At 51.3% G+C, this 12,879-nt stretch carries 5 protein-coding genes; 2 read left to right on the forward strand and 3 right to left on the reverse strand.

What is annotated here, in order from left to right; translation table 11 throughout:
- Positions 1–15: 15 nt before the first annotated feature.
- Together ACYVF1_RS16185 and ACYVF1_RS16190 are read right to left on the reverse strand one after the other, a co-directional pair.
- The gene (locus ACYVF1_RS16185) at positions 16–4,593 is read right to left on the reverse strand and encodes a beta strand repeat-containing protein (RefSeq protein ID WP_461080543.1); all 4,578 of its coding nucleotides are present in this window, start codon (positions 4,591–4,593) and stop codon (positions 16–18) included.
- Between the two features lie 127 nt (positions 4,594–4,720).
- Positions 4,721–6,913 (reverse strand): right-handed parallel beta-helix repeat-containing protein, encoded by a 2,193-nt coding sequence (locus ACYVF1_RS16190; RefSeq protein ID WP_461080545.1) that lies wholly within the window; start codon positions 6,911–6,913, stop codon positions 4,721–4,723.
- Positions 6,914–7,059: 146 nt separating this feature from the next.
- Here ACYVF1_RS16190 and ACYVF1_RS16195 point away from each other — a divergent pair, with 146 nt between their 5' ends.
- Both ACYVF1_RS16195 and ACYVF1_RS16200 read left to right on the forward strand, forming a co-directional pair.
- Positions 7,060–10,248 carry an ATP-binding protein gene (locus tag ACYVF1_RS16195; RefSeq protein ID WP_461080547.1) on the forward strand — a complete coding sequence of 1,063 codons (3,189 nt, stop codon included), beginning with the start codon at positions 7,060–7,062 and terminating at the stop codon, positions 10,246–10,248.
- A 207-nt stretch (positions 10,249–10,455) separates the two neighbouring features.
- Positions 10,456–11,016, forward strand: a complete 561-nt coding sequence (locus tag ACYVF1_RS16200; protein ID WP_461080549.1) for a cupin domain-containing protein — start codon at positions 10,456–10,458, stop codon at positions 11,014–11,016.
- 160 nt (positions 11,017–11,176) lie between these two features.
- Here the strand turns inward: ACYVF1_RS16200 and ACYVF1_RS16205 are convergent, their stop codons facing one another.
- Positions 11,177–12,874 carry an IPT/TIG domain-containing protein gene (locus ACYVF1_RS16205; RefSeq protein WP_461080551.1) on the reverse strand — a complete coding sequence of 566 codons (1,698 nt, stop codon included), beginning with the start codon at positions 12,872–12,874 and terminating at the stop codon, positions 11,177–11,179.
- Positions 12,875–12,879 lie beyond the last annotated feature (5 nt).

Raw genomic sequence — 12,879 nt, forward strand, 5'->3', positions numbered from 1 at the left:
CTTACGTAGTTTATCCTACGGCGTAAGAATCAGCCGTGCTCCAGTTGTCCAGTTTAGCCTTCCTCCTGTTCCGTACCTTAGCTTTTTTGCCTGCGCTACGTATCCAGTGGGCAAGTTCACTACGTGATTGATGGTTGCTTCTGTACCGGCGGTTGGTACGTTGCCGCACACCCATACCGTTCCGTCGTTCCATTGCCCTGACTTTACGGTATAATAGTTCAACGGTCCACCGACCGTTAGGCTCGCCGTGCTGGTAATCGTCTGCCCGTTCCGGCTAAGAGTGAGCGTGAAGCTCTGGATACCTGAACCGCTGGCAGTTAAGGACTGGCTGAAAGAAGACGTAGTGGCCGTGCCGTTTACGGAGTTACTGCCGTTAGTTAAGGTGAAGCTGTAATCGCCTGCTACGTTGCCTAGGGTGGCGGTGAATGTTACCAGACTACCGGAACAGATCGGATTAGGCGCTGCCCCGAAGCCTGCGATAGTGAGCGGGACTTCGTTTACTGTTAACACATAGGCCGGGCTTTGTTGGATGCATCCTGAGTTATCAGCGGCCTGTACGGTAATACTGAAGCTGCCAGCCTGAACGAGTGTTCCGCTGAGTAAACCGCTCGTGCCCAGACTCAGTCCAGCCGGTAGGCTGCCGCTGGCCAGCGAGAAACTGTAAGGGGCAGTCCCGCCCGCCACGCCAAAGTTTTGGCTGAAGCCCTGTCCCACTGTAGCGGAGGTGACGGAGGGGTTGGTAATGGTAAAGGACGTAGGGGTACCCTGAAATTCGTAGGCTCCCATATCGAGTCGGCCGAAAAAGCGTGGGTTACCCGCCAGATCGGTGATACCGACGTTAGCCGTTGTTGTAGTGGGATAGGCCGCATTAATAGCCGGAGAACACGAATTCAGTGCTACGTTACTGGCCGACGCAAAGGGCGAAACGATTGAAATGAGGTTATTTTCCCCCTCGTAGCCTGTTGCGCCTACTTCAAACAAACAATAGTTGGCAGTTATGGAGCTATTTTCGTTACCAATAGCATTTCCTGCTCCATTGTCAAATAGCACACAGTTGAGCAGCGTAGACCAGCTGTCAACGGCGTAAAGCGCTGCCCCCTGATTAGCTACACTGCCCCGAATTGAACAGTTAATCAGTGTAGGTGCGCTATTGTTGAAGCTGAAGACAGCCCCTCCTCGCTGTGTAGCTGTGTTATTCAGGAAAGCACAGTTCGTTAGCGCAGGATTGCTGCTGCTGGAGTTGTAGACGGCTCCACCACTCTCACTGGCCGCATTATTCACAAAGGCACAGTTCATCAGAACAGGTCTGCTACTATAGTCGTTATCCATTCCACCCCCATAAACAGCTTTATTAAAGCTAAAGAGACAGTTAACGAACTTTGGGCTATTACTTGATACGTTAAACACTCCACCGCCAATGCCGTCGGCAAAGACACCATTGGCCCCGTCTGCGTTACCACCCGTAATGACCAAGCCATCCAGCATCGCTGTATTATTCAGGTTTAGCCCCGAAGCATTATAGATAACGTGGTAGCTGTTGTCACTACTATTACCTATCTGGCCAATGTCGCCACTGAGCGTGGTGCTTGATGGTTGTTGCAGGTTGCTTGCTGGCCGCTGATTCAGATTGGTTTCCGTACCCTGAAAGCCCCCATAGATAGTCACTCCGTTGCGCATTGAAAAGCTCAGACTGCGGTTGGTATTCGCATTACCCCCAGGCTTGTAGAGGCCCCTTGTAACCCAAACCTGCGCTCCACATCCAGCTGCCATATTGATGGCAGTTTGCAAAGCGGCTCCCTCCATGGCATTGTTCCAATTGCTACCATCCTTTGCTCCGGCTCCCGCTTCACTTACATACACGACACTCCGGCAATTAGCACTCAGTGAATAGGTCGTCTGAGCAATACAGCCTGTATTATCACGGGACTGGATGAGGGCCGTGAAGCTCCCCTGGCTGCTCGGCGTACCGCTCAGTACACCAGTAGTGGCCAGGTTTAGGCCAGGAGGAAGATTGCCACTCAGAAGTGTGAACTCATACGGTGACACACCGCTTCCGGACACACTGAAGCTTTGACTAAACGGTTGCCCTACCAACGCTGTTGTAACGGTGGGATTTGACACCGTAAAGCCCGGACTTGGACTGCGTTGTAATTCGTAGGCTCCCATGTCGAGTCGCCCGTTGCTGAAGAAGCGGGGATTATCCGCCAGATCGGTGGTCCCTACTGTGGTCTGGGTTGTGGCTGGATTAGCGGCATTGATGGCCAGCGCGCAGGGATTGAGCATCGCACTGCCCTGAGAGATAAACGGCGAACCTGTCGTTGTTAGGTTATTAGTTCCTGAATAGCTTGTCACGCCCGTTTCAAACAGACAGTAGTTAGCCGATAAGGAGCTATTCTCGTTGGCAATTGCATTCGCCCCGCCATTGCCAAACAAGACACAGTTCGTTAGCGAAGGATTACTATTGCCAGTGTTATAAAATGCACCTGCACTGAACCGGCTGGTATTGCCCTGAAACGAGCAGTTTGTCAATATAGGCGAACTCCTAAAATTAGTTATAGCTGCCCCAGCCCGTGATGTATTGTTCAGAAAAACGCAGTTGATAAATTCGGAATTACATTCATAACTGTTAAACACCGCGGCTCCCTGATTACCTCTGTTTTGGGTAAAGATGCAGTTGCGCAGCCGTGGACTATTCCTGAATTCGTTATACAAGCCGGCGCCAAGAATATCGGTACCACTACCCCCGGCCCTACCCGCTTCTGAGTTGCCCCCAGTAATGACCACCCCATCCAGTATGGCCGTGTTATTTATGGCTGAACTACTGGAGTTGCTTACAACATGAAAGCTATTATCAGCGTCATTTCCTACCTGGCCAATATCGCCACTAAGCGTAGTGCTGGTGGGCTGGGTCAGGGTCACACCTGGTCGCTGGCTCAGGGCTGTTTCCGTACCCTGAAAGCCACCGTAGATAGTCACTCCATTGCGCATTGAGAAACTCAACTTCGGATCGGTATTGGTGTTACCGCCTGGTCTGTAGATACCCTTGGCCACCCACACCTGCGCTCCGCAGCCGGCCGCTATGTCAATGGCCTGCTGTAAGAATCGACCCTCTATGGCGTTACTCCAGTTGCTGCCATCTTTTGTACCTGCCCCCACTTCACTCACATACAGTACGGTCCGGCAATTGACGGTTATCGAATAGGTAGCCTGAGCCACACAGCCCGAATTGTCGGTTGCCTGAATAACCGCCGTAAAGCTCCCCTGATTACTCAATCTGCCACTCAGCACCCCATCCCCTACCGACAAGCTTATACCCGGTGGCAGACTCCCACTGACTACTGCAAACGTGAAAGGAGTCGTTCCGCCTGATATAGTGATTCCCTGATTCACAAGCTGTCCAACGGCCCCCGCACTGGAGCCTGGGATTGAGATTGCGAAATTGGGATTGCTCTGAAACTCATAAGCCCCCATGTCGAGTCGCCCGTTGTTAAAGAAGCGGGGATTGCCCGCCAGGTCGGTGGTGCCCACTGTAGTCTGGGTTGTGGCCGGATCAGCCGCATTGATGGCCAATGCGCAGGGGTTGAGCATTGCACTACTCTGGGCAATAAAGGGCGAATTAGAGGTCGTTATGTTATTGCTCCCTAAATACCCTGTTACCCCTGGCTCAAACAAACAGTAGTTAGCCGACACAGAGCTACTCTGGTTACTAAAGGTATTGCCTCCGCCATTGCCAAACAGTACACAATTTCTCAAACTGGGACTGCTACTATTGGTATTATAGAATACCCCCCCGTTGAAACGGGCTGTATTTCCTTGAAACGAACAGTTGAGTATAAGCGGTAAGCTTGTATAGTTAGCGATGGCTCCTCCATTTGTTGCGGCATTATTCAGAAAAACGCAGTTAATAAGTTCAGGGTTAGATTGTAAAGTGCTATAGACGGCTGCCCCCATGTTCGCCCTGTTCTGAGTAAATATGCAGTTTCTAACCCGTGGACTATTTTCTGACTGGTTATACATGCCAGCACCAAGAATGTCGGTACCGCTACCAGTATTACCATCTGCTTCCGCATTGCCCCCAGTAATGACTACCCCATCCAGCACGGCTGTCGTATTCAGTTTCGTCAGGCTTGAATTATCAATGATATGATAGCTGTTATCCGCATCGACGCCTACCTGGCCAATATCGCCACTAAGCGTAGTGCTGGTGGGCTGGGTCAGAGTTACACCCGGTCGCTGGCTCAGGGCTGTTTCCGTACCCTGAAAGCCACCGTAGATAGTCACTCCATTGCGCATTGAGAAACTCAATCCCCGATCAGTATTGGTGTTACCGCCTGGCCTGTAGATACCCTTGGCCACCCACACCTGCGCACCAGAAGAAGCAGCATTTATAGCTCCCTGTAAGTTGGAGGTAGCCGTGGCCCAGCTAGTAGCCGTTGCCGGATTGTTGTTCGTACCCGTCGCTGATACGTAAAGCCGGGTCTGGGCCTGTGCCAATTGACTCCAGAACAGTAAGCCCGCGCAAAGCAGCAGACCGTAGTTAATACGTAGTAATAAAATCGTCTTGTGTTGGAAAAGAGAAGGTAAAAAGATCATAGTGTACCCGAATTAGTTTTGGGCAAACGTAGTCAATGAGCTGGGGCAAAGTCTACCAGAATTATCCCAACACTGCCTACTTCGCTTGGTTTTAGTGATGTTTATGTAGTCTACTACGTAATGACTGTTATGGGGCGAAAATGAGACGTGCACCAGTAGCCAGGCTAAGTTTACCGCCAGTTCCGTAACGTAGTATTTTTGTCTGTGCTACGTAGCTAGTGGGTAAGGTCACTACGTGGTTGAGGGTGGCCTCCGCTCCGGCGGTTGGTACGTTGCCGCATCCCCACACTGTTACGTCATTCCAAGAACCCGCCTTCACGGTATAATACTGTAGCGGTCCGTTAACGGTTAACGTCGTGGTGGCCGTCGTGATTTGGCCGTTGCTGTTGAGGGTCAACGTAAAACTTTGCGTACCTGAACCGCTGGCTATCAGGGATTGACTGAAGGAGGACGTAGCGGCCGTGCCACTGATGGGGCTATTGCCGTTGGTAAGAGTGAACGCGTAACTGCCCGTTACGTTGCCGATCGTTGCCGAAAAGGTTGCCAGGCTACCGGAGCAGATGGGGTTAGGACTCCCAGCAAAGCCACTAATCGTAAGAGGAAAAACGGCTTCACTCACGGTTAATACGTAGGTTCCGCCCAGGCTGCTACAACCCGTGTTGTCTATAGCCCGTACGGTGATGCTGAAACTGCCAGCTTGGGTAGACGTACCGCTCAACAAGCCGGTTGTAGCCAGCGTCAGGCCAGTTGGCAGGCTACCGCTGGCAATGGAGAAGCTGTACGGAGACGTACCACCCGATGCGCCAAAACTTTGGCTAAAACTCTGCCCGACCGTAGCGGTGGCGATGGATGGATTGGTAACGACGATAGCACTGGGTGCACTCTGATACTCATAAGCGCCTATATCTATCGTTCCCAAAAAACGTGCATTTCCGGCCAGATCGGTGTTGCCAACTGTGGCATTTGTTGTGGCCGGATTACCGGCATTGATGGCTTGCGAACACGAATTAAGTGCTGCACTACTGGTCGACACAAAAGGCGAAACGCTGGTATTTAAGTTGTTGGAACCCGTATAGCCCGTCACACCCTGCTCAAACAAGCAATAAGTTGCCGTTAGTGTTGTGGCATCGTTAAAGATCGTATTGCTGCCTCCATTACCGTAAAAGGCACAGTTCTGCATAGAAAGAATAGCGGCAATATTATTGTGTATGGCTCCCCCAGCCGCTGACGAATTTCCTAAAAAGGAGCAATTAGTCATCGTAAAGCGGTTTCTGTTCGAGTTATAGACACCTCCCCCCCTGATAGTTGCCGTGTTCTGAATAAAAGCACAATTGGTCAGCGTCATAGTATTGCCACTATAGGCCTCAATTCCTCCTCCATAACCGGCTGAATTATTGCTAAATAAGCAATTGACCAATATAGTGTTGCTCCCTCCAGAGCTGTTCATTCCTCCACCATCCGCAGTAGCGGTATTATTCAGAAAGGAACAATTAGTCAGTGTGGGTCTGCTATTTTGTACATTAATCATTCCCCCTCCATCGCCAGCTGATGTATTGTTTAGAAATGAACAGTTGGTCAGCACAGGACTAGATAAGTCATAATTGTACATCCCCCCACCAGAGTTGGCCGTATTGCTCATAAAAACACAGTTGGTCAGGACAGGACTGCTGCTCTGGTCGTTTTCCATCCCACCACCGCCACTGGCTCTGTTTCTGACGAACAGGCAATTGATCAATCGGGGGCTGCAACTCCGTTCATTATACATTCCTCCTCCATCTGTACTAAGCGCATTAGGGGCATCAGCGTTTCCTCCCGTAATAACAACCCCATCCAGCACCGCTGTATTATTTACAGCTCTGATGAGTTGGTGGTAGAATACATGGTAGCTATTATCGGCCGTGTTGCCCACCTGCCCAATGTCGCCACTGAGCGTAGTGCTGGAGGGTTGACCAGTAAAAGGATTTACCGCTGGACGCTGGTTTAAGGCGGTTTCGGCTCCCTGAAAACCTCCATAAACCGTCACGCTGTTGCAAAGTGAAAAGCTGAGAGCCCGGTTTGTATTGGCGTTGCCACCTGGCCGGTACGTACCCCGCGCTACCCACACTTCACCTCCGCTGGTTCGTAAAGCATCAATAGCTCCCTGTAAGTTGGAGGTGGCGTTTGCCCAACTGGTAGCCGTAGACGGACTGCTGTTTCCACCGCCTGTGGTTACGTAGAGTCGGGTCTGCGCTTGTGTTGGTACGACAAATGTTAATTGAGAGAGCAGTAAAATCAGGCTGAGTAAGTCTATGCGCAGACGTAGCAGTAGTAATGTTTTCATACGCGATTGATAAGTGAGTAGAAAGGCAAACCTAAGCAGCGAACGTGGCCAGAGTCTACCAGAATTGTTCCATTTTGGCCAGAATCATACCAAAACAGTGGTCAATTCACTTTTTTTAGTACCTTCGGGATGGTCATGTCAGCCTCATGATACTTTTCCTTCGATTATTTCTTCTCAGCCTTCTGCTCGTTAGCAACCTGTTGACGGAGCCGCCCCTGATAGCCCAGCAATTGATGCTGCCCCCAGCAGAACGGACGCTTAAACAACCGCCCGGCGTCAATCTGTTCAGTGCGTTCCTGGCTCAGGATATGCGGGGTAATCTGTGGCTCAGCTCGCCTAATGGTCTTGTTCGCTACGATGGACGACAGTTGAGCGTATATCATACGAAGGATCACCCGCAGGATGACTATTTTAACCGGGTAGCCCCCGATAGCCGGGGTCGGGTTTGGTTACGCTACTCGTACGGAAACGATGAAAGTAAGCTGGCCTATTTCGATCCGAAAACTCAGCAGATACAGTTCGTTCCCGACACTACGCGGCTGGTGCGGGAGTTTCTGGCCAAAGATGGCATTCGAACGCTGTTTGTCGACCGGCAGGACCACCTTTGGATCGGCCGGACAAAGACAGGCCTGCTGCACGTCGACCCTCAAACGCTCTCCGTTGAGCCAGTTGCTCTCGACCAAACGGAAGTGAACAGCATTGATCAAAGTCCCGACGGCACACTTTGGGCGGGCACTTCCACAGGGCTGTACTCGATCGATCCGTCCAGTCACCAGGTTCGTCGCTATCTTGACAAAAATGACCTCCTTCGTATTCATGCAGATAATCCCATCACCGCCTTGGCCGTCCGATCAACCGGAGAGCTTCTGCTGGGATTGTACAATAAATTGGTTGTCTTTAACCCGACTTCGGGATTGATACGGCAAATTGACTTGCCATTGCCTATCCCAACCAGTCTGTTGTGGACCTATAAGATTATCTTCGACCGTGAGCAGAACGCCTATTTCTCCGTTGGTACTCTGGTCTTCCGACTAAACCGCCAAAACCAACTGCAACGGCTGGAATTTGCCTATCCAGCCGAAAAAGTTATTGGAATCTGGATCAGCCAGGGGCAGCCGCTGGGCAACAACCGGCTTTGGGTCAATGCGGGTCATCAGCTCTATGCGTATGATCTGAGCCGGTTGCGGCAAGTGCCTCCGCTAAATATTCTCGACGTATCGATAAACGGTATCCGCTTAGTAGAAAACCAGATACCCCGCGAAGAGCGTTATCAGCGTGATACGTTAGGACAGGCTTCTCTTTACTTGAAAGAGGGCGATTTCATGACGATACGTTTTTTACCTCAGGTCGAAGTCGCCACGTCAACCTACCGCTATAAACTCGATGGCCACGACGCGCAGTGGGCTGTTTACAACGATACATACGGCCAGGCTACGTACCGGCTTGGGGCCGGTACGTATTCATTTATGCTCAATCGGGCCAAACCTACGGGTGGCTGGGAGCCTCAGCTGGCCCGCGTCCAGATTCAGGTAGCTCCCCACTTCTGGCGAACCGGCTGGTTTCTAAGCCTGATGATTATAGTTCTGGGGAGTACGGGCTTTTGGACAATTCGAAGCTGGAACCGCCGACGTGTGCTCCGGCAGGAACTGGCTCGCCGGGAGTTCGAAGCCGAAACCCTCCGACAGATGGACGTAATGAAGAGTGATTTCTTCGCCAACATCACCCATGAGTTTCGGACGCCCTTAACCATCATCCTCAACGCAACCGAGCAGCTTGTTGATACGTCTCTGGATAAGAAGCAACAACAACAGACCAATACCATTCAGCGGCACGCCAACCAACTTCTCCGGCTCATCACCGAAGCCCTCGACATATCGCGTCTGGATGCGGGAAAATTGAACGGCCATCCTCAACTTGGGGATCCGGCAGGATTTATCCGACAGGTTGTTGCGCAGTTTGACGGATTAGCTGAGCAAAGGGGCATAACCCTGACCTGGGAGGGCGATACCAGCACGGAAGAACTGCTATATAGCTTTGACGATGATAAATGGGAAAAGATTGCTTATAACCTGCTGTCGAATGCGCTCAAATTTACCCCTGAAGGTGGCCAGGTAAACGTATCGGGACGGATCGAAGACCCCGACCGTTTCGTGCTGCGCGTGGCCGATACGGGCATTGGCATCCCGGCGCATCGGCTTGCTCATGTTTTTGATCGGTTTTATCAGGTCGATTCCGGGTCAACCCGTGCTCAGCCTGGAACGGGCATTGGGCTGGCTTTAGTGAAAGAATTGACGAACTGGCTGGGAGGTCGTGTACATGTCGAGAGTGAAGAGGGCAAAGGAAGCGTCTTCACCGTCGAGTTTCCCATAGCGGCCCCATACGCACGTCAACCGGACAAAGCTGATATAATATCTGATTTAGACGGCAACAATTCACCTATTCAGCCAGCGCCATCCGGCCAACCGGAGACAAAATCACCTCATAGTCAAAATATTAAACTAAAAACTGCAACCAGAAATCGTCAATCAGCAGCCAAGGGGGATACGGACACGAACAGTGAAAAACCATTGGTGCTACTGGTGGAAGATAATAACGACCTTCGTGTGCAGATGGAAACCTACCTGTCCAGTCATTACCGGATTGTCACGGCCCGTAGCGGTCGGGAAGGAGTAGATCTGGCGATAAAGGAGGTACCAGATCTGATTATCAGCGATGTCATGATGCCCGTCCAGACCGGGCCCGAAATGGATGGTTTTGAGCTTACCCGAACCCTTAAAGCCGACGATCGAACCAGTCATATCCCGATTGTGCTACTTACAGCCCGTGCCTCGTCCGAGAGTCGACTGGCGGGTTTACAGGCCGGGGCCGACAATTACCTGAGCAAGCCATTCAGCTTATCCGAACTGACCCTTCGACTCAACAATGCGCTCCGTACCCGTCAGCAATGGCAGCAGCGATTTACCAATCAGACGGCTCCCGCAACGGTGGATTATTCTACCCATGGAGAGGCTGACCGGGAGGAACGATTCCTAAATAGCCTGCGCCAGTACATCCTATCCAACCTGAACGAAACTGACCAGATGGATGTCGACGGGCTGGCTGAACGAGCCCGAATGAGCCGCACCCAACTACACCGCAAACTGACCGCACTTACATCGCTCAGCCCTAATCGGTTTATTCACCGCGTCCGACTCGAACGGGCCGCTGAGCTTTTACGGTCTGGCGAGTTTAATGTAGCGCAGGTAGCCTATGAAGTTGGGTACAGTTCGCAATCGTATTTTGCCAAGTTATTTCAGGAGCATTTTGGCTATGCTCCCTCAAAAATCAAGTCGTAGCCTGCACGCTTTTAAGTTAACCGCTGATCTATATCGAGGACCATTTACCCCTCTCCAACCCCAATTTTAATCGGAGACAGGGCCTTATGACCGTTCAATAAAAGCTTCGTTTGCTGATTGATTCCGGCCTGTAACTTTAGTTTTAAGGCCACTTAAAAAATGATTGGCGCTTAATAGATAAAGAATAAGCCATTAACTGAATCAAGGATGAAACGAAGAGATTTTATTCAAACGACTTTAGCCGGGGCTCCTCTTGTAACTATTAACCACGAGCAAACCTTTGCTGACCGGGCCTCGAAAGGCTTTAAAATTCAGAAGGGAGAAGGCCGGTATCATGGCCATATTCAACTCAAAGGCGTGAATGTCAACATCCTCGACGTGAAAGTATCGGGTAAAGATACAAACGGGGATTTAGCGGTCTTTGAACAAACTTCTCTGTCGCCTAAGCGAGGCACACCTCTGCATATCCATCCTAATCAGGATGAGATTTTTCACGTACAGGAAGGTCAATACGCTTTCATGGTCGGAAAAGATCGGTTTGAACTGCAGGCAGGCGACAGCATTTTTTTACCTCGAAAAGTGCCGCACGCCTGGACTCAGGTCTCCGAAAAAGGACGCATGACGGTCATTCTTCAGCCAGCGGGTAAGCTGGAAGAGTTTTTTGTGACCATGGCTGGCTTGAAGCAGGATCCTTCTCCGGAAGAAATAACTAAAATTTTTGCCGATCATGACATGCAGGTAGTTGGCCCTCCTCTGAAAGTAGACTGACCTGGAACAACCCGCTTGAAACTGAATAAGCTATATGGTCACCTCTAGCTTATGATTCCCTAAATTAAGCCCCCCCTACCATTCTGATCATTGCTACGTTGATACTGGCACTTCGAGGCCAGCATCAACGTAGCAAATACAAAGCAGCATAGCTCCTGCATCAGCGATCATAATCCACGCTCTGCGGATTCGTATTTGTCCAGCCGGAGAGCCAGTTATCGGTCCCAAAAGCGCCCCGGTACGTAACCGTGGTAAAGAACGTATCGGTTAATCGCCCGCCCGTAGCGGCTCCTGTCAACACGGGCGAACCGGTTTGTGGTAAGAAATTCGGAGCGATAAGGGTAAACGTCGAGGCATTTAACAACAGCGATGCCAGATCCGACGTAGCGATAACCTGATTGCTACGTTGGGCACCCGTGAAATAGGTAGTTGCCTGATCCGTCGGAATCACACCGGCGCCCACTACCGGCGTCAGTACGTTCGCCAGCACGATACCTCGCAAATCGATAGTTCCGCTTGTCAGTCCGGCAGCCGTTCCCGCCGATTCCAGCCGAACACCTTCTGGATACCCATAAATCAGCGAGTTATAAATGGCGATGGCGCTGTTCCGGCGCAGGTACATGCCCGATTGATACGCTCCTGTTCCATTGGCCGTCTTTGTCGTGTTAGGCGTCGTATTGAACGCAAAATTGCTCATGTTGGCAAAGACGGGCGTGTTTTTAGGAAGACCATTAACTATCGTAACAGCCGGTACGTCGGCCGTTTCGGTGGGCGTGTAGTTTTCTACTTCAAACCCATTGGAACCCGATTGATCTGCTACGTTCGGATCGCGCAGGGCCACACCAAACTGAACATTACCGACGTATCCCCAATCCACCGACCAGTCGTCGTCGGCAGCCTGAAGCGCAAACAGATTTTTCAGGTTCGCCGAACCGCCAAACCACGAAAAGGCATCACTGCCGCTGTACGAAACCTGGATATGGTCGAGCGTTGTACCCGCCCCTACGCCATAGAGCGACAAACCACTGAGCCGGGTTGCCGGAGTGGTTGGCTGAATGGCACCCGCAAATTCAATACGTACGTATTTGAGAATACCCGAGTTGTCGACCGGTTCACCGTAGGTTTCTACCGTACCCCGCACCCCATTCGGATTTGGCGTCGTACCGGGCCGATTAACAGGTGCTTTCCCGATTAAAACAATACCGCCCCAGTCGCCATAACTACGTTGACCGATTGGTTTTGCCGATGTAAATATGATGGGCTGCGTAGCGGTTCCCTGCGCATTTATTTTGCCGCGCCGTTCCACAATTAAGGCCCCCGCGTGGCCCGTACCGGTGGGGTCTCTCTCCGGCCCTGCCCCTTTTATGATGGTGCCCGGCTCAATAGTCAGCGTGAAATCGGTTGGAATATAAACCATTCCCCGCAACAGATAGATGGTATCTTTTTTCCAGGTCAGATTGGCAAACGTAGTACCAGAAACCTCCTTCACGGGTTTGGCAGATGGAATGGCAACCGTAAACGACGACGGACTTTGCGCCGTCTGTCCACCAGCCGTTACGGAGATTGGCCCATTGGCAACACCAGCAGGCACCACAACGACGATCCGGTTTTCCGAAGCCGAAACCACGGTTGCCACAACCCCGCCAATAGTGATGGTGTTACTGCCCGGAGTTGTACTAAAATTAGTCCCGTTGATGGCGATGGTACTACCAACCGGGGCCGTAGCCGGGTCGATGCTGGTGATACTGGTCATCGGTTGAGGATCGGGCTCTTCAGTGCTTTTTTTACAGGCGAAAATCAGCACAAACACCCCCGTCAACAACGCTACCTGAATAAGCAACTTTCTGATCGTTTCCATACGTA

The sequence above is a fragment of the Spirosoma flavus genome, assembly GCF_054778555.1.

What these genes read in the sequence shown, in the direction of transcription:
- ACYVF1_RS16185 (WP_461080543.1), bottom strand. Translation starts at nt 4,593, where the DNA reads ATGATCTTTTTACCTTCTCTTTTCCAACACAAGACGATTTTATTACTA.
- ACYVF1_RS16190 (WP_461080545.1), bottom strand. Translation starts at nt 6,913, where the DNA reads ATGAAAACATTACTACTGCTACGTCTGCGCATAGACTTACTCAGCCTG.
- ACYVF1_RS16195 (WP_461080547.1), top strand. Translation starts at nt 7,060, where the DNA reads ATGATACTTTTCCTTCGATTATTTCTTCTCAGCCTTCTGCTCGTTAGC.
- ACYVF1_RS16200 (WP_461080549.1), top strand. Translation starts at nt 10,456, where the DNA reads ATGAAACGAAGAGATTTTATTCAAACGACTTTAGCCGGGGCTCCTCTT.
- ACYVF1_RS16205 (WP_461080551.1), bottom strand. Translation starts at nt 12,874, where the DNA reads ATGGAAACGATCAGAAAGTTGCTTATTCAGGTAGCGTTGTTGACGGGG.